A 20516-nucleotide genomic window follows, 5' to 3' on the forward strand; every position below is an offset into this window, starting at 1 on the left:
CTTTTACCATGCGGTAAAAAGTTCTGAAAAGTCATAAGATTAGTTTGAACAATTTTTTGTATCACTGATTAAATCTTCTAAAAAACAAGAGTATGATGTGCACAATTTATCTTTAGAGTGCTCAAAAAATGTCCAATTGGTTCCCCAAATGGCGCCCGTACGAAGGCAACATAGATGCACGCCCTGTTGGCACAAGTGAATATCTTCCAGCTTCACAAAGTGCAATTTTAGGTGTTCAGCATGCCTTTGCTATGTTTGGTGCAACAGTTCTTGCACCATTCTTAATGGGTTTCGATCCTAATCTTGCCATCTTAATGTCAGGGATTTGTACCATCTTGTTCTTTATTATGACGGGTGGTCGTGTTCCAAGTTATTTGGGTTCAAGTTTTGCCTTTATTGGCGTGGTGATCGCTGCAACGGGCTATACTGCATCGGGCACAGGCGCACTCAATCCAAATTTAGCCATGGCGGGTGGCGGGATCATCGCTTGTGGTCTACTTTATACATTGTTTGGCTTTATGGTTATGGCAACAGGTACCAAGTGGATTGAAAAACTGATGCCACCTGTAGTGACAGGTGCTGTAGTCATGATCATCGGTCTAAACCTTGCCCCTGTTACAGTCAAAGGCGTTGCTGGCAATACCTTTAATATGTGGATGGCACTGGTTACCGTGTTATGTATGGGCTCAATTGCAGTCTTTACTCGTGGCTTATTGCAACGCCTATTGTTATTAATTGGTCTGTTAATGTCTTATTTAGTCTACTTTATTGTGACCAATGTCATGGGCTATGGCACAGCGATTAATTTTGCCCCGATTCAACAAGCCGCTTGGTTTGGTTTACCGACTTTCCATGCACCTGAATTTAATGCCAATGCCATGATGATCATTGCACCGATTGCTTTGATATTGGTGGCGGAAAACTTAGGTCACATTAAAGCTGTAAGTGCGATGACAGGTGAAAATCTTGATCCACAGATTGGTAAAGCATTTGTTGCGGATGGTATTGCAACAACTTTAGCAGGGGGTGTAGGTGCTCCTGGCATGACCACCTATGGTGAAAACATCGGGGTCATGGCAGTCACACGAGTTTATTCGACCATCATTTTTGCCATCGCAGGTGTATTTGCCATTTTCTTGGGTCTGTCCCCAAAGTTTGGTGCGATTATCCATACCATTCCGACTGCAATTTTAACCGGTGCGTCGATTGTGGTCTTTGGCTTGATTACCATCGCGGGTGCAAAAATCTGGATTGAAAACAAAGTTGATTTCTCACAGAACAAAAACCTGATGGTGGCTGCGGTAACCATCATTTTAGGTACGGGTGATTTTGCCTTACAAGTTGGCAGTATTAACTTGGGTGGTATTGGTACTGCAACCTTTGCAGCTTTGTTCCTCAACTGGTTCTTCAGCTTAGGGCAAAAAGATTAATCGGCCTTATTTTTGAGTATTCGTTTTTGATCGCAGCCTTCGGGCTGCTTTTTTTTGGTCGGATGCGCTACCTTCAATTTCATATGCCACTCTGCTAAAGGGATGTCTCAAAACGCAAAAAGGACTAAGATAAAGCAACATTTTCCGCTTTGACCCTGCCATGCGCCTTGATTTTTTTGATCTGCAATTGTTTATCAATATCCTGAGTACAGGCAGTCTCACCAAAGGTGCGGAACGTTCCGCCATTTCTTTACAGGCCGCCAGTGAACGGATTAAAAAATTAGAACACCATTTTGAAGTCAGTCTATTTACCCGCCATGCAACAGGGGTAAAAGCGACCCTTGCTGGACAAACTTTTGCTGAACATGCACAACATTTGCTACAACAGCAGCAACAATTACAACAGGCTATGTTGCCCTTTGCCCACAGTGCAACGAGTAACATTATTCTGTGGTGCAACTCATCAGCGCAAAGTGAGTACTTACCCCATTTATTGCCACAGTATTTGATGGAAAATCCAAAACTTCATATCGAATTAAAGGAAGCTGAAACCAATGACATTATTCAGGCCCTCAGCATAGGCACGGCGAAGTTGGGACTGATTTCCAGTTTTTTCGATGCAGGACAACTTGAAACCCAAGAATTTGCTGACGATCCGTTGGTGCTGATCTGTCCAAATCAGCATGCACTTGCCACTGTGGTTCAACTGGAACTGGGTGAATTAGTGCAACATCCTTTTGTAGGCCTCATGCCATACCATTCCCTACAACAGTCAATCGAGGCTCAAGCCAAACGCTTAGGCTATGAGATTCACTATCGGCTACGGGTCCCGAACTTTGCCGCAATCGCACAAGTCGTTGCCAATGGCGTCGGCATTGCCATTATTCCCAAACGGGCAGCACAGCGTTTAAACGTGCAGTATGACTTTCAGCAGATTGAACTACTAGGCAAATGGGCCAACCGCAAGTTGCTGCTAGCGACACGGTATTTTGATCAGCTCCCCGCAGATTACCAACGCTTTAGTCAATTCCTCTTGAGCCAACATGATCAACTCATTGCGCATTAAAGCCAGCCCAATTGATGTAAAACCATATAACTGCCAAATAGCACTAAGCCCACAAAAAACACCTTACGAAAGGCTTGCTCAGGGATGCGGTAGCGAATTTTAGTGCCCAACCACATTCCGAGCAATGCAGGCAGTAGTGCGATCAACGACAATTGATAGTCAATTGGGGTATCTTCAACAGGATTCAGATGTAAATATGCAGCTAGACACAAAGTTGAAACGGTAAAGGCAAGGCCAAGCGATTGTACCAAATCATCCCGCTTTAAATGCAAAGACTGCAAATACGGCACCACAGGAATCACCACCACCCCTGTCGCGACTGTCAAAGCACCACCCAAATAGCCCATGATCGGCGATAGATATTTTTCATAGGGGGCTAAGTTGGGCATGTTTTTGGCAAACAAACCATATAGACCATAAATGGCCAGCATTCCGCCCAACAACGCTTCACTTTGAAATTCGCCATGTCCGAGCGTAGGAAAAACACTCCAAACTGAACCGATGATCATGCCCACCAACAAGGGCCAAAAGCGCTGTAGCAGTCGCAGTACACGCCCTTCTGCGAACAATTGCCAAACGTTCGTGACCATGGAAGGGATTATGAGCAAAGTTGCCGCTTGAAATGGGCTAATCACCAAAGATAAAAGTCCCATCGATACGGCGGGCAAGCCCAATCCAATGGTGCCTTTAATCATACCTGCGACAGCAAAAACAAAAATAACAAAAGCAAGCATGACGATTCTCTCTAAACACTTAGTGCCATGCTATAAAATTTGAATGCGGGGTCATATCACTGTTTTTAGAAGTAAGCCTCAATCAAAGATTGAGGCTTACTGGAAAGCATGCTCTGGACTCAACTGTTATTGAATCCAGATGTGATGCGCTGTGATTCTGCTTAGTATTTGAAATTTAGGCTGAAGCGGAAAGTACGTGGATCACCCCAATTCACCAATTGTGCATTTGGCGTGGTTCCGACTAAATACTCTTTATCAAACAGGTTTTTTACGCTGAATTTTGCGCCCCAATTTTTCGCTTCATAACCTGCACTGACATCGTAGAGTGTATAACTCGATAACGGTACATAATAAGTCCCGCGTTGCGCTGTACGCTCACCCTGATAAGTTGCAGCTGCACCAACATTCCAGCCCAGTTGATCACCACCAAAGAAATATTGAGTTGATAAAGAGGCCGCATTTTTAGGCACATGGTTAATTCGCTTGCCAATATCACTGCTGGTTTCACTTTCAGTAATTTTGGCTGTAGGAATATAACTATAGGTTGCGGTCAGGTTCCATTGATCAGTTAAAGCTGCTGATAACTCTGTTTCATAACCCTTGGTCTTTTGCTCGCCAATTTGTACAGAATAATCACCTGTTGTATCCGTCTCGGTTACGTTTTGACGGGTTAAATCATAATAAGCTACATAACCTTGCAGTCTTTGATTCAGCCCTTGGAACTTCACACCAACTTCATATTGTTCCCCTTCTTCTGGGTCCAGCAGCGTACCATCTGCACCAGCATCACTCACAGGAAAGAAAGAGGTTGCATAACTCACGTAAGGGGCAAACATATCATTAATCTGATACATCAAAGATGCATTACCCGTAAAGGCATTATCTGAATTTTTTAATTTCGTATCATTGAAAAGATCATCGACCTCTACTTGAGTCCAGTCATGACGACCTGATAAGCCCAAGATCCAATGATCATCAATTTTAAAATTATTACGTAGATATACACCCATATATTGGGTGTCGGTAATTTGGTGAGCAATTGTTGTTGTTGCTTTTGGAATTGCAGTGTAAACAGGATTATTGGCATTAAAAGATGACAAACTATTGCGACGGCGTTCATAGTCACTACGCTCATGCATCATATCTAAACCAATCATTAAATCATATTGGGTTTTGCCCCAGTCGAAATGACGTGACACATTATTATCTAATGCAAAATTTACATCATCTTTAATCTGTCTTTCCACCGTCCGTTTGATGGTGGGTAATGTGTTATTACTCCCCGCCAATACAGGATTATTATCTGCATCGGTTTTAGTGACTGCAAAATTTTGCTTAAAGGTCCAGCCATTATCAAAATAATGTGCATAGTTCGAACCTAAGCGCAAAACATCAACCGTATTGCTTAAATTCGGCGCGCCAAAAAACAAACTCTGTGAGTAATTTTTATAAGCACCATTACTATAAGGAATCCCTTGCTGACGAATAAAATCACGATGTTGATAGCTCGCTATCACAGACAACTCATCTTTTTCGCCTAAATCAAAATTATAAGAGGGCGCAATATAATAATTTTTATAATAAACATAATCTGTTGGATCATCCTGATCAGAGGCATGACCCACTACACGAAACGCACCCTTTTCGCTGTCATTTGGTGCATAGTTAATGTCAAATGTTCCATCAATCAAAGCATTACTACCATAGCTTACACTGCCACGATAAGAAGTCTTTGCCTCAGGACGCTTAGTGGTTAAATTGACTAAACCACCTGGTAAGGCAAAGCCAAAACCTGTCGATGTTGGCCCTTTCACCACTTCAATCGACTGCAAGCCAGTGATGTCTTCTGAACGTAGGGCATTATCCGAAGTTTGAATACGCAAGCCATCGACATAAGTCTGCGCGCTGGAAACTTGTCCACGAATAATAAAGTCATCCCAGCCACGACGCCCATACTGTCCTGCAGTGACCCCTGCTACACCCTGCAAGGCTTCAGACAGTGTTTTCGCTTGTTTTTGTTCGAGTTGTTTTGCACTAATCACGCTGATTGATTGTGCCGTTTCAAAAAGTGGGGCATCTGAACGCAAAACAGCTGATGCAGTTTTTGCCGCATACGCGTCTTTCGCATCTTGTTTTTGAGCTTCAAATTGTAAAGTGGGCAAAACCTTCGATGATGTCGTTTCCTCTACCTCGCTCTGAGCAAAGGTCGGCGTGGTCATTACAGCAAGAATGGACAAACTCAGATAAGAAATATGAAAACGCATAGCATCAATCAACAAACAGAAAGAATCTCAATTATAATCATTTTCATTTGTAAACATATTAATTAATAGAATTTAACAATGATTTAAACTGTTAACACTCATTAAATTTATAAATAAGAATTCAAGTGCCTGAAAAATAATGATCCAGATTAAGCATGTTGCTTATATCGTAGGGGCCTTGCCTTCACACAGATTAAACAAGCATGCCCTCAAGACAACTGAAAACGTTTTCAGCATTAGCAAACTAAGTATTTATTTTTAAGATAAATTTTATCATGCAGGTTCAAGCGCACTTTGAACCCAACTTAAACACAATAAACCGTTTAACCTTGCTGTTCATCAGCACTATCTGCTTTGTACTGGTCTTCCAGTACGTTACTGAAAATACTTTCAATCATCCAAACCCGATACAGACTATTAAAGACATAGCTCTGACCATCAACACGCAGTTCAAGCACGGGAAAATCGGGTTGAGACTTCATTTCACACAAGATATCGTTTTCTTTGAGCTTGGTCTCTACATTGTCAACACTCAACGCTGTAATATCGAGCTCCTGCATCAAATGATCAAAATGTGCTTTATAAGATAAATCCTTACCTTGAGTCCAAACCGTTTTCAATATCCGATACATGGCATCAATACGTTGCTCTTCGGGCACACTATAAAATAACTGTGCCATCGCCAAAGTTGCCACTTGGGTCGGGCGACAAAACGGCGTGAACTGTACTTCTGTTCGCTTAGACAACCGCGTTGCCAAACTCCAGTCAAACCAGTCTCGACCATGATAACTCAGTGGGTAAACATTAAGCTGAATATTATAATAATCTGCCAGCTCTTCTTTGATATAAGCTAACAATAACCATGAAATCGGATCTTCAAGTGCAACGTATAAATCCAACTCAGGATCAAGTGCCTGAATTTCATTTAACTCTTCCGCATCACTAATCAAATGCTCACGCCAATCTATATGATTGATTAAGAAAATCGGATTATCGGTAAATAGTTTTTGTTGTTTTAAACGACGGGTTAAACGTAGTAGATCATCAACAGCATGATATTGGCGGTCACCGAGTTGAAAGTAGCTCGCCAGTACCACATCATCATTAAAAATACGTTCTGGAAAGTTTTGCTCCTGATGATGACGACTGGCCATCGCATATAAAGTCCGCAGTTTCCCCTCTTGCTTTTGCCATAACATATGAAACACGTCTTCGAGCAAATACAAAAAGTCCTGCCCACGTAGCGGCGTAAGTCGCAAAATAGTTTCTGCTTGGCTTAATGCCTCTATACTGGGTTGCTCCGGGGTTTCATGAAAGCTAAAACGGTGCTGACGCGACAGAATTTTGGCATCATTTAAACAATAGGTCTGCCATTCCAATGCCGACATCTGATTTGGCGGTTCAGCAGCCTGACGAGAAATGACCACCGTCAATGGTTTTAGTTCATCCGCTAAAATTTCTTCAATTTGGGGTAACTGCTGAACGGCTAAATAGCTGTATACATCGTCGAGGCGTAAATGAATACTCAAGCCTTGTTCTGTAGATACGACCGTTTGACGAATCGGTTTTTGGTAAAACCAACGCGATCGAATCGGATCGAACCATCGACGCAACAGTGACATGAGCAAAGCCTCTACATTAAACCCTTGAAAGTACTACAAGGGTTTATATCAATTCACAGCAAAATGATCAATTAGACATCTAAATTTAGATCAGTTACCGCGCCTTTTTCTGCGCCAGTGGTCAGTTTTGCAAACTTGGCCAAGGCCCCATAACGATAATTCGGATGCGGTTTCACCCAAGCCGCTTGACGCGCAGCGATCTCATCTGCCGAAACATGCCACGTCATTTCGCGGGTTTCTGCATTAATCGAGATTTTATCGCCATTTTGCACCAAACCAATTGGCCCACCTTCATAGGCTTCTGGGGTTACATGACCAATGACAAAACCATGACTGCCGCCAGAGAAACGACCATCGGTGATCAGGGCCACAGATTTACCGAGACCTTTACCAATAATCGCTGAGGTCGGTTTCAGCATTTCTGGCATACCCGGCCCACCTTTAGGCCCTTCTCCACGAATCACCACCACTTCACCCGCTTGGACTTCGCCGTCTAAAATGCCGCGCATCGCGCCAATTTCACCCTCAAAGACACGCGCTGGCCCTTCAAAGTACAGGCCTTCTTTACCCGTGATTTTAGCCACAGCACCTGTTGGAGATAGGTTACCTTTAAGCACCACCAAGTGAGAGTCTTTTTTAATAGGCGCGTCGAAGGGTAAAATAATCTGCTGACCTTCAGGGTAATCTTCCACCTCCGCCAAATTTTCTGCCAAGGTCTTGCCCGTTACCGTTAAACATGAACCATCGAGCATGCCAGCATCCAGCATGCGTTTCATCAACGGTTGAATGCCCCCAATCGCAATCAGCTCAGACATCAAATATTTACCAGATGGGCGCACATCGGCCACTACGGGAATATCTTGCCCGATACGGACAAAATCATCCAAACTCAGTTCAACCCCAGCAGTATGTGCCATTGCCAGTAAGTGCAGCACGCCATTGGTCGACCCCCCCAAGGCAATCAGCACTTTAATCGAGTTTTCAAATGCAGCTTTGGTCATGATATCGCGTGGTTTCAAATCTAAGCGCAGCAAATTCATCACCGCTTCACCTGCTTTTTGACAGTCGATCCTTTTGTCATCTGAAACCGCTTCTTGTGCAGAGGAACCCGGCAAACTCATGCCCAAGGCTTCAATCGCAGAAGCCATCGAGTTTGCAGTGTACATACCGCCACATGATCCTGGCCCCGGCAGCGCCACTTCTTCAATCTGTTTGACTTGAATGGCACTGATTTCACCTTTGGCGTGCTGACCCACTGCTTCAAAGACAGAAATCATGTCAGTATGCCCTGCGCCCGGCTTGATTGTCCCACCATAAACAAACAAACCTGGACGATTTAAACGGGCTAAGCCCATAATACAACCCGGCATATTTTTGTCACAACCACCAATGGCAATCACCCCATCATAGGCTTGACACCCCACCACAGCTTCTATCGAATCAGCAATAATTTCACGGCTCAGCAATGAATACTTCATGCCTTCGGTGCCGTTAGAAATACCATCTGAAATGGTGATGGTATTAAAAATAATGCCTTTGCCGCCAGCTTGATTGACCCCTTTCTCAGCCTCACGCGCCAGTTCATTAATATGCATATTACACGGCGTGACATTGGCCCACGTAGACGCAATACCGACAAAGGGACGGGTAAAGTCGGAATCTTTAAAGCCTGTTGCACGCATCATGGAACGTGCAGGCGCATTTTCAATGCCCTCATAAACAGGAGCTGAATGTTCGCGGATATTGTCTTTACTCATTGTATTTGTCCTTAGCGATGGCTGCGTATTGCTCTACAGTCTTGGCAATTTTTTCTGTTTTTATTGTATAGAAAGCAGGCTACACATGAAAGCGACTCGCTAGGTATTACATGAACCCATTTATTGTTGTTTTACACAAATCAAGTCACATGATGAAGCGACATGGATGTCGCTGTTTCACTGTATGGCAGGGATGCCATACAGTGAAACAAAGGCATTTTGTTACTTTTGTGCCGTCAAAAGTAAAACCTCGTCTACGCAATAAAAGTGCAAATCGTAATGTAAAATGCGACTGTACTATTTTCATCAATCAATAAAAAAGCACCCCAAATGGAGTGCTCTTTTTAATCAGTCAAAGACTAGCGATTAAATTTCACGAACCGCACCTTTAGACGCACTGGTGGTATGCATCGCATAAGCTTTTAAGGCTTTAGAGACTTTACGTGGACGCTGTTCAGCAGGTTGCCAGCCTTTAGCTTCTTGCACTTCACGGCGCGTAGCCATGGTTGCCTCATCCACAGCTAAGTGAATGGTACGGTTTGGAATATCAATCTCGATACGGTCGCCATCTTCAACCAAGCCAATCGCACCGCCTTCAGCTGCTTCAGGAGACACGTGACCAATAGATAGACCCGATGACCCACCTGAGAAACGACCATCGGTAAGTAAAGCACAATCCTTACCAAGCCCTTTCGACTTTAAGTAACTGGTTGGATACAACATTTCCTGCATGCCCGGACCACCACGTGGACCTTCGTAACGAATCACTACCACATCGCCAGCAGTGATTTTTCCACCGAGAATCGCTTCTACCGCAGCATCTTGGCTTTCAAAAACACGTGCGGTGCCGTTGAATTTCAAAATGGAATCATCCACACCTGCTGTTTTGACAATACAGCCTTCAAGTGCAATATTTCCATACAGGACAGCCAAACCACCATCTTGAGAAAAAGCATGTTCCACATTACGAATGACGCCATTGTCACGGTCACCATCTAAACGAGAGTAGTAACGGTCTTGTGAAAATGCCGTTTGCGTCGGTACACCGCCCGGTGCTGAACGGAAGAATTGATACACTTCTTCATCTTCCGTACGGATGATGTCCCACTTATCCAAAGCATCTTTTAGCGTTTTTTCATGAACGGTCGGTACAGATGTATCCAACAATCCTGCACGATCTAATTCGCCCAAAATCGACATGATGCCACCTGCACGGTGTACATCTTCCATGTGTACATCTTGTTTTGCAGGGGCAACTTTACACAGTACAGGCACTTTACGTGACAGACGGTCAATATCTGTCATGGTAAAATCAACTTCTGCTTCATTCGCAGCGGCCAATAAGTGAAGAACGGTATTGGTTGAACCACCCATTGAAATATCAAGGGTCATGGCATTTTCAAAGGCAGCTTTAGTCGCAATTGAGCGTGGCAATAAGCTGTAATCATTTTGTTCGTAATGACGTTTGGTGATTTCAACAATCAACTGACCCGCTTTTTCAAATAATTTTTTACGATTCGCATGGGTTGCTAAAGTTGAACCATTGCCTGGAAGTGATAGACCCAAAGCTTCAGTTAAACAGTTCATTGAGTTTGCAGTGAACATGCCTGAACATGAACCACAGGTCGGACATGCTGAACGTTCATACTCAGCTACTTCTTCATCAGTAAAGCTGTCATCTGCTGCGACAATCATGGCATCGACAAGGTCAATCGCGTGTTCATTGCCACGAATTTTCACTTTACCCGCTTCCATTGGTCCGCCAGAGACGAAAACCACAGGAATATTTAGGCGCATAGACGCCATCAACATGCCCGGGGTGATTTTGTCACAGTTTGAAATGCACACCATGGCATCAGCGCAGTGTGCATTCACCATGTATTCCACCGAGTCTGCGATTAAGTCACGTGAAGGCAATGAATACAACATGCCGTCGTGTCCCATCGCAATCCCATCATCGACCGCAATGGTATTAAATTCTTTGGCTACACCACCTGACGCTTCAATTTGACGAGCCACCAGTTGACCTAAGTCTTTAAGATGAACGTGACCTGGTACAAATTGAGTGAATGAGTTAACCACTGCAATAATCGGCTTACCAAAGTCTTCGTCTTTCATCCCCGTTGCGCGCCATAAGCCACGCGCACCCGCCATATTTCTTCCGTGTGTCGATGTTTTTGAACGATAGTCAGGCATTATATTTTCCAACAAAGTGTGCTTGAGATGAATGTGCACATTCACTCTGGCTAAAATCTGAGTTCGATGAGTGTCAAGCAGTTAAACATAGCATCTCCGTATTCTTTCCCAATATCGTTTCTAGGCATCTCGACCGAAAACAGATCAGGCATCTAGGCTAGACACTACATTTTAACCAATGAGTTGACATTCAATTGCATATTGAAGCTACTATAACCCGTTCACTGACCTTTCAATACAAAACTTCTATGAATAATTTTTAAATTTTGCATGAGTTTTATTTATATAAAATGCAAATCCCCCCTTGATCTGTGCCGAATACCCGCAACTTTTTTCTTCATAAAAATATTAATACATCATTCATTTAGACGGTCTTAGTCAGCTTTTTATAATGGTAAAATCAGTAACTGCTCCAGTTTTGTTATAATTGATCTAATCTTGTCATTTTTTTCGAGTCTTTATTGAAAATCATCTTCGCAGGCACGCCCGAATTTGCGGCTGTAGCCTTAGACGCGTTGCTAAAAACAGAACATGAGATTGTCGCGGTCTATACACAACCTGACCGTAAAGCAGGTCGTGGGCAAAAACTGACTGCCTCAGCCGTGAAGCAGCTGGCTTTAGCGCATCAAATTCCTGTCTATCAACCACTGCACTTTAAGTCTTCAACGGAAGAGGGTTTGGCGGCTCAGGCTGAACTCAAAGCCTTAAATGCCGATGTGATGGTCGTAGCTGCCTATGGTCTTATTTTGCCACAAGTGGTTTTAGATACGCCTAAATATGGTTGTCTCAATATTCACGGTTCGCTCCTGCCGCGCTGGCGCGGTGCTGCCCCGATTCAACGCGCAATTTCTACTGGAGATGCAGAAACTGGGGTCACCATTATGAAAATGGCGGCAGGATTGGATACTGGCGATATGATGTATAAAACCTACTGCTCAATTGAAGCCACAGATACATCTGCAAGCTTGCATGACAAATTGGCGATTCAAGGGGCAGAAGCTATCGTTAAAGTGTTGGCCTCTGAAAGCACATTACAGCACCATTTAGAGCAACGTGAAGTACAAGACGAAGCGTTAACAGTTTATGCGCATAAGTTGTCAAAAGCAGAAGCGCATATTGATTGGTCATTAACTGCAGCGCAAGTCGACCGTAATATTCGTGCCTTTAACCCATGGCCTGTGGCATTTATTGCACTGGATGAAAATAATAATTTACGCGTTTGGGGTTCAGTACTGTCTACAGAAAACCCCCAAAACCAAACCGCTGGCAGTATTTTAGCCATCGACAAACAAGGCGTGCATGTCGTGTGTGGAGATGGACGAGCGGTGTGTTTAACCGCACTACAATGGCCAGGGGGTAAAACGCTTAACCCTGTACAAATCCAGCAAACTCAAAAATTACAGGTAGGACAAGTTTTCGCATGAGTAAAATTGAACCCGGCACGTCTCACCTAAACCTACGTGCGCAAGTGATTCGCACACTTTTAGCTGTACAACAAGGTCAGTCTTTAGCAAGCGTGCTTCCTCAGCATTTGCTTAAAGTCGCCGATCGTGATCGCGCACTTTTTCATGAGTTAGTTCTCGGAACATTGCGCCAATGGTACGGCTTAAAAAGTATTACTTTGCCACTCTTGGTCAAACCGCTGAACAATGAAACAGTTGAAACCTGCCTCTATGTAGGCCTGTATCAGATTTTATGCACCCGTGTTGCAGACCATGCAGCAATTTCAGAAACGGTGACTGCAGTCAAACAGCTCGGCTATCAAGCCTTAAGTGGTGTTGTCAATGCAATTCTTCGCCGTGTTTCACGTGAAACATCTGAATTTCAACACAGCTTAGAACAAGCACATGGCTTACCTAGCTGGCTATTTAAGCGCCTGAAAAAAGATTGGGGCGTCGACACACTTGAACAGCTTTGCCGTGACTTAAAAGGTGTTGCACCTCTAACCTTACGCACCAATGAGCGCGTGGTCAGCCGTGAAGAATACCTCGAAATTTTGACTGAAGAAGATATTGATGCTCATGCCTGTCAGCTGTCTGAAGTAGGGATTGTTTTAGAACAAGCTGTACAGATTCCTGCACTCCCAGGATTTGAGCATGGTGGCTTTTCCGTTCAAGACGAACATGCGCAGCTCTGTGCAACGCTTTTGCCCAACTTAGCTGACAAATTCGTCGTTGATGCTTGTGCAGCACCTGGTGGCAAAACAGCACACTTACTGGAAAAATATACACCGAAGAAACTCATCGCACTTGATCAGGATGCTAAACGGTTAGTCCGTGTGGCTGAAAACCTAGAACGGCTTGAGCTCAACCAATTCACCGAGGTTGAAATTCTCGCGGCCGACGCAACGACTTGGGAAACATCTGAACCTGTAGATTGCATCGTTTTAGATGCTCCATGTTCAGCCATTGGAGTGATGCGTCGCCATCCTGATATTCGTTTACTGCGCCAATCTACCGACATCCAGCAAACGGTTGAACTACAACAGCAGATCTTGGAACAGATGTGGAAACAGCTGAAAGTTGGTGGCACCTTGTTGTATATCACCTGTTCAATTTTAAAAGCTGAAAATGAACAGCAGATGCAACATTTCTTCGCACAACATGCAGATGCCACAGAAGTGAAAATTCACGCAGATTGGGGTATTGAGCAGATTCACGGTCGTCAGCTTTTCCCGACACCTGACCATGGTGATGGTTTTTATTATTGCCGTATTGAAAAGATTTAAATAAAAAAGGAGCCAAAATGGCTCCTTTTTTATTGTGATAAAATGCAAATCCCCATACCAATATGCACCGCAATCTTCGCGTTTTGTCTTGTTATAATACCGACCAAACTTAAAGCGTACCGCAGTTCTCAGACAAATAGATCGCTTGATCCATCAGACGCTCTGCTGAGGCAAAAATCTCACGCGAATGACGCCAACCCAATTGACGGTACTCAGCAGCCGCCCAAACCAAATTCACTTCCGCTTGTGCCAGTTCTTTATAGGCACACTGAAACCCCGTTTGTACTTTGATACGTTCAGCGCGCGTCCATAAATCATGACGCATGACTTGGGAAAACGGCAGTATTGCTGTTTCTACACTTAAATTTGCACGCGGATCTGCATATAAGATGTCTAAGACCTGTTGGTAAATCAATTCAATATTTTGACGTTTCGCTTTTGCACTATAGGCATGGTCAGCATAGCTCAGCCACGCTCGCGCTTTTTCTAACTGATATTTTTCTTTTATATCCGTTGCTTGCCCAAATGCACTTTGTAATTCTACATGCACCTGCTGCTGCGAAGCCTGATAGGTTGAAGGATCTGGGGCTTCGCTAGCATGTGTCAGCACAACACCCACTGCTGTCAGCCATAACAGATGCTTAGTCGCGACTCTCAACATTATTTTGGCTCCAAAGCTTTATTGACTGAGGTTTTATTTTTATTAAATAAGTTTTCGTCAAACTTGAAGCGGAAGCGGAAATATGCGCCATCCATCGTTGTATCACTATCAATTAAATCTTTATCTTGATAGCCAACAAAGTTATACCCCCCAGAAACCCAAAGATTCGCTGCCAGTAGATAACCGACTTCCACTCCAGCCATATATTTGGTTCCATCCGAAACACTATTCCACATTACTCCAGCATTGACACCTGCATCCCAACGCTCATTAATGTCATACATAAACCGGCTGTTGAGCATTTGCGTCATACCACTGGTTTGTAGAAGATCATAGGTTTCATCGAGGTATTTAACAGCATATTGCCCTGATAAATGAATAGAACGTGTTGGGTGATAATTCATATGATGAGACATGATATAAACATTACGTTCATACGGATCATCAAGCGTTGTTTCATTCTTTTCATAGCGATATTCAATTTTGCTCAATGAGTCAAAACGATTGGTCGCCAAATCACGATATGCAGCACCAACCTGAACACGATCAATGATGCGATCGCCAGAGTCCGCAGACTTATTGTCGGTAATGTTCAGTACATTCTTAGCCAATAAAGTCACTTCGTCTGAATACTTGTACGCGGTACCTAAAGTATTTAAATAACTATCACTTTGATTCGACCAACGCCCTTCTATGCGTGCCACATTTTTCCAGCGTGGATTAGACAGATGTTCAAAGCCGAAGGTTGCCGCAGTTGACTCTAAAGAATTTTTATTTTCACCCTCAAACACTTTCACTTTTTCAAAGCTGGTATTAAAGAATAGGCCTTCTTTGAGCTGCCAACGGTTACGCACCCCCATCGCGGCTTCAGCTTCACGTGCACTCATACCATCACGTACACGGTATTCACTGAATACTGAGCCATCACGCATGTATTCGCTGTCTAAACCAAAAACAGTCGTATTACGTTTTTGCGTGTCATTGAGTTCGTATAATCCACCAATACTTGAAATGAACTCATGGCGCGCATAGGCATGAATATTTTTATAGACTTGAGCATCACCACCAACAGCAAATACACGGCGGTCACTATCAGCGATATCTTGCTCATATTCTAAGAAAGCACTTGAGCCATCAAAAGGGAGCGCTGTTTTCAATTTAGCGCGAACCGTGGTGCCGTCATACGGCGTTTCAACACTTTGCGTTGAAGCACTCGCTGCACTCGCCGATTCGTTATAATACCGTGTACCCAGTTCCAAGCTCACTATGCGGTTAATTGCTTTTTCAATTGACGCACTGACGCCATAACGAATACCTTCGTTGGCAATATCTTCAGTCCGTACTGCTTCAACACGTAAAATCCCAAATTGATCTAAACGTGCATTCAGTTTCACTGCGCTTTCTTTGCGTCCTGAACTAATCGAAGATGCGGCGTTACGGAAGTTTTCATCCGCCTGTTGATGGTAAGCCCGTAAATCAACCTTGTCATTTTTGTAATCAAGTTCAACGCGAGCTGCGGTGCCATCGCCAGATTTGTCTGTACTATTTGATGCATTCACATCGGTTAATTGATCAAGGTTTAACGCATCGTGATCAGAGTAGGCATATTCCGCAATGAGTTTAGTTTTATCATTCCAACGAATCACGGTATTGGCACTGGCAATTTTCTCTTGATCCATTGGATCATCATTTTGCACATAAGAACCACCCACCGTCACTTTATCATTCAGCTTATAACGACCATTCACACCTGCAACTGTATATTCTTTACCACCTTGGTCAGACTCAACCGTGATACGTAAATAAACAGGGTTCAGGTTCTCATCAATGCTGCTTAAAGGTGAAGTCAGGTAAATACTGTTGGTATAGGTATCAACTTCATAGTCACTAAAACGGGTTAATGTGCGCTGTGAAATAATCAAGCCAGGATTGTTACGATCACGGACTATCACTTCCACTTTTTCACTATTTTCTAAAATATCATCACTATCTATACCCAAAGAGTACGGACCAGAAACCCCCATTGCGCGCAATTCATTCACGATTTGCGTTGCATTGGTACGAGCTGCAAAACCAGAAACTTGGTAACGCTCCCCTTCAGCAGTAGACTTCAGACCTGTCAATGAACGGCTATACTGACCCAATGAAAGCCCTTCATCGTTTTCTGTACGTGTAACATAGTCACCATACATCGCATAAGAGCGGCCTTTATCTACACGGACATAAAGTTTACTGGTAGATTGCGCATCAAAACCTTTGGCAGATGCATCACCATACACGGGATAATATTCATCTGGACGAATATCACGAAATAAGCGCTGATTATTTTCTTTGCTTGAGTCATAAGCCAAAGTCAGTAAATAATCCCCACGCACTTTTCCTTTCAGGAACAATGCGGCGCGACCACGAATGGCCGTTTCACCATCGCCTGAACTGGATAAATCATTCAGTTCTTCTTCAAAGCCATCTTGAGTCGAGCTTTTCGACAGATTTTTTGGGTCGAACTTATTCAGTGCAAATGAACCTTCGATAATCCCGGCAACTAACATTGGACGCAGTTCCGCCAAGAAATGTACAGGTACAGTCTGTTCATAAATACCACTACGAATACGTAGCACACCTGAACCCGCTTCCAATGGCGCGAGTACTGGAACAACAATAGAACCGCCTTCTGCAAAAACTTGAATACCCGGTTTATCAGGGTCTAAATCTTTGAGCTGAATCGTGCCTACCGATGTTTCTATAGTGATAGGGGTACGCGTTGCAACAGGCGTGCCATTACGATCCAGAATCTTCACTACAACTTGATAAACGTCCTTACCATTGGCATAGACCACTTGCTCTACAGACTGTGTGGCCAATTGGCTCATTGCATCGGGTGCAATCACAGTCAATTGCTGTTGGTCACGTAAATTGCCAAAGCTGTCGTACTGACGCACAGAAACCGTATTTTTTCCTGCCGTAAGTGGCACACCAATAAAATCTAAACCCGCAACGCCATGCTCTTGATAGGTGGCTTTTTTACCAATGCGTTTTTCCGAAATTTGCTCGTCATTGACAAACAAACGGATATCCGTACCTAAAGCCCCTTTCACCTGAATGGTGGCTTGTTGGGCTGGCAAGACTTGTTGTTCTTTTAGATTCAAAATGGCAAGTTGGTTCGATTCAGAACGTTGTAATTCCTGTTCTAAATCTAAAATTACGGGCGCTTTAACTGGTTCAAGCTGAACCGTTTTCACATCTTTAATCTGTTCTTTTTTATATTCAATATTACAGTTTGCCGAAGCTCCAGAAGCACTAATACAACCACTTGCAGGTTGACCTTGAACATCGGTCACATAACTACTGAGCGGATCTACCGTTAAGTCCTGACGTAAAGTTTGTTCAAGTGCATCCAGTTGCGCATCAATTTTGCTACGGCGTGCCTCAATTTGTGTAGCCAAAGCTTGGCTACATTCACCCGCAGTATCCGCAATCGCAAAATCGGCACGGTGTAATTCGCCACGTTTTAAATCGACAAAACGGCTGGCAGGATCACCGGCTTGACGGTTACTAATCAGTACCAATTCAGCATTATTCGGTAAAGTGGTATTGTCGACTTTCAGCACATGCGTAATGGGCTTAATGCCATAGAAGTTATATTTCCCTTCACGATCAGTGACCACAAAGTTCCCATCTTCCATGTAAATACGAACGCCCGGTACACCTAGCTCACCTGCATCTTGCACACCGTTGCGGTTACAGTCAGTAAAGACTTTACCCACCACAAAACCATCTGGACTAAATACTCCAGGCGTAACCTTAACCGCCGCACGTGCTTCATTTGAAGTCGTATTTTTATTGTCCTGCGCATAAACACGGTTAATCCCATCGCCACTTAAAGCATTTGGGCCAATGTATACACGGTATTGAATCTTCGCTTCTTGTTTCGGTGTCAGTGTCCCTAAACCTAAAGTTAAATAAGGACCTTTGCCACCCTGTGGGTCGTTACTCTTTTGACCATTGACACGCGTAGTGCCTGATACATACACAAAGCCACGTGGCAGAGTATCTTTCATATCGACATCATATAGCGTTGAGTCACCCATATTGGCAACCGTTACCATATAATCTTTAAAGTCACCAATTTCAGCCGTTTTATCGCCCACCACTTCTTTCTTGATGACCAGTTTGTCATTAATTGGCGTCACAATATCAACAGGGTCAATTGGGATATCAATATTAAGTGCCGCATCACCCGTTTTTAAGGTGAAGTTTCCGCCATAAGACCATGATGCATCAACTACGCGATTGTTAAAATTGTTATATACCGTTTTATCGCTGGTAAATTTATAGCTGGTTCCACCCGCAATCGTTGAAGTGTCGATATATAAACTATAAGTACCATTCTCGACATAAGGATAAACAAACTCACCATCGCTATTGGTGACTTGCGTTGCAGGAATAGCAACTTTGTCCCCTGTCGTTTCATCTAGTTTATAAGCGACATTGTCAGCAGGCTTACCATTGGCATCCAATAATGTCACGGTTGCACCCGCAACAGGTTGATTGGTTTTCGCGTCAAAAACCACACCATATGGATCAATCAACACATTGGTATCGACATCACTGATGCTGGCCGTAGAATTACCATTTTCATCTAAACAATCAGTTAAACTCACCAGCACTTGATCGCGCTTAACCGTCTGTAAAATTTGGTCATTTTGTATTGCAGTTGCAGATTCCTGCGTTGCTAAAGAGAACCGAAATATGCCTGTATTGATACCTGTTTCAATACCTTGTACGTATTCAATATCACCCGTTTTCGTCGACTGAACTTTAATTTTAACTTTATCGGCACTGCTACGTGTTGCATTACACATGGCACTATTTGCTGCGATATACAACGGCTTGCTTAAACTACCTGTTGCTAAAATACTGGAATAATCTTTGCTGTTATTACTGATGGAAGAACTTCCCCCCACAGTCGTCACGACTTCATTCGACAGCGTTTTTTTAATATTTGAAACTAAGCCATGCTCGACACTAAAGATATTGGAAATCGAGGTACGACTAATATTCGAGTTCATGGTCACAACCAATTCGACACTTTCAGTCGCATTGGCTGCTAAAGCCTGCGGATAAGCCACCACCAAGGTATTGATGAGTGATTTATCGTTCGGAATCTGCTGGGTAAATTTATCTTGCCCTAATGGATATAAAATCAAGGCATTGGAATTATTTGCTTTTGCCGATTTAAACGTGGTGTTGGCAGGTAAATCATCTAATAACACCACTGCATTGATGGTCTGTCCATCGACCTCAATCGGTTTTGTACCCGAATTACGTGCAGAGGTATTTTTAATATTTAAGGTATAAGTTAAATCGTAAGACTGCCCAGCTTGTGGTTCAAAACTGCTTTTATTTACAGATTTGGTTGCAATGAGCTGTGGCAAGAAACTCACCAATCCATTCACTGCATCAGCAACTACTGTAGGCTCTTGAATGACATAAGCACGAAGTGGCAGATCAACGTTTTGACTGTCTTTTAAACTAGTTGATGAGTCTGCAACGACCCATAAGTCAACTTTTTGACCACTTTCTAAAGTGAGATGCCCCGTTACCAATAAGTCTGAACGATCAAACTCACCATTTTGGTTACTGTCGACATATATTTTTATATTGGATAATTCTGCAACCGAAGTAGGATCAATTGAAATCTCGGCTTGCGCATTACTATGGTTGGTTAACGTATTTAACCAAATGACTTTATCACCCGCATTGATTTCTTGTCGCGTAGGTGAAGTCAGACTAATCACGTACTGTGGTGTAATCGTGACTTGAACAGTATTTGAAACGGCCTGACCAATCAAACCATCCCTTTGTACAAAACTTGCATACGCAGTATTGGTAATATTTTGCCCAGCAGCAGGCATCACAGCATAAGCGTGATTTACCAAAGCCATAGCGGTCGCTAAGCTTGAGAAAATAAGCTTGATCTTATGATTCTGTAACGGCTGAACTCGTTTAATCACGAAAATACCCCAATACCGAGCAAAAGCAAGTGAATGGGATAGGC

11 protein-coding genes are annotated in these 20516 nt (G+C 43.4%); 4 read left to right on the forward strand and 7 right to left on the reverse strand.

All coding sequences use genetic code 11. From position 1 onward, the window contains the following. The first annotated feature begins 128 nt into the window (after window positions 1-128). Both GBI16_RS00685 and GBI16_RS00690 read left to right on the forward strand, forming a co-directional pair. On the forward strand, window positions 129-1430 hold the full coding sequence (locus GBI16_RS00685) for a solute carrier family 23 protein (protein WP_086210364.1): 1302 nt from the start codon (window positions 129-131) through the stop codon (window positions 1428-1430). A gap of 160 nt (window positions 1431-1590) precedes the next feature. Beyond that, a complete protein-coding gene (locus GBI16_RS00690; protein ID WP_086210365.1) occupies window positions 1591-2496 on the forward strand; it encodes a LysR family transcriptional regulator in 906 nt (301 codons plus the stop codon). On the opposite strand, the gene GBI16_RS00695 is transcribed toward GBI16_RS00690, so the two are convergent. From GBI16_RS00695 to ilvD (GBI16_RS00715), 5 genes are all read right to left on the reverse strand, one after another. Then, complete coding sequence (locus GBI16_RS00695; protein WP_086210366.1) at window positions 2493-3230, reverse strand: sulfite exporter TauE/SafE family protein; 738 nt, start codon at window positions 3228-3230, stop codon at window positions 2493-2495. The genes GBI16_RS00690 and GBI16_RS00695 overlap by 4 nt on opposite strands. A 161-nt stretch (window positions 3231-3391) precedes the next feature. After that, the gene (locus GBI16_RS00700) at window positions 3392-5494 is read right to left on the reverse strand and encodes a TonB-dependent siderophore receptor (RefSeq protein WP_086210367.1); all 2103 of its coding nucleotides are present in this window, start codon (window positions 5492-5494) and stop codon (window positions 3392-3394) included. Window positions 5495-5817: 323 nt separating this feature from the next. Beyond that, window positions 5818-7116, reverse strand: a complete 1299-nt coding sequence (locus GBI16_RS00705; RefSeq protein ID WP_086210368.1) for a hypothetical protein — start codon at window positions 7114-7116, stop codon at window positions 5818-5820. Window positions 7117-7187: 71 nt separating this feature from the next. Beyond that, entirely contained in the window at window positions 7188-8873 is a 1686-nt protein-coding gene (gene ilvD, locus GBI16_RS00710; protein ID WP_086210369.1) for a dihydroxy-acid dehydratase, read from the reverse strand. A gap of 366 nt (window positions 8874-9239) precedes the next feature. Further along, entirely contained in the window at window positions 9240-11069 is a 1830-nt protein-coding gene (gene ilvD, locus GBI16_RS00715) for a dihydroxy-acid dehydratase (RefSeq protein WP_086210370.1), read from the reverse strand. Between the two features lie 461 nt (window positions 11070-11530). Here ilvD (GBI16_RS00715) and fmt point away from each other — a divergent pair, with 461 nt between their 5' ends. Both fmt and rsmB read left to right on the forward strand, forming a co-directional pair. Beyond that, a complete protein-coding gene (gene fmt / locus GBI16_RS00720; RefSeq protein ID WP_086210371.1) occupies window positions 11531-12493 on the forward strand; it encodes a methionyl-tRNA formyltransferase in 963 nt (320 codons plus the stop codon). After that, window positions 12490-13797: a 16S rRNA (cytosine(967)-C(5))-methyltransferase RsmB gene (gene rsmB / locus GBI16_RS00725; protein ID WP_086210372.1), complete on the forward strand. Its 1308-nt coding sequence runs from the start codon at window positions 12490-12492 to the stop codon at window positions 13795-13797. Before fmt ends, rsmB begins: the two co-directional genes overlap by 4 nt. A 109-nt stretch (window positions 13798-13906) precedes the next feature. Here rsmB and GBI16_RS00730 read toward each other — a convergent pair whose 3' ends face one another. Together GBI16_RS00730 and GBI16_RS00735 are read right to left on the reverse strand one after the other, a co-directional pair. Further along, window positions 13907-14458 (reverse strand): hypothetical protein, encoded by a 552-nt coding sequence (locus tag GBI16_RS00730; RefSeq protein ID WP_086210373.1) that lies wholly within the window; start codon window positions 14456-14458, stop codon window positions 13907-13909. Beyond that, window positions 14458-20472, reverse strand: coding sequence for an SdrD B-like domain-containing protein (locus GBI16_RS00735; RefSeq protein ID WP_228267787.1), 6015 nt, complete (start codon window positions 20470-20472; stop codon window positions 14458-14460). The genes GBI16_RS00730 and GBI16_RS00735 overlap by 1 nt, the downstream gene beginning before the upstream one ends. Window positions 20473-20516: the final 44 nt, after the last annotated feature.

It is taken from the genome of Acinetobacter sp. TUM15064 (assembly GCF_008980265.1).
Taxonomy (GTDB): Bacteria; Pseudomonadota; Gammaproteobacteria; order Pseudomonadales; family Moraxellaceae; genus Acinetobacter.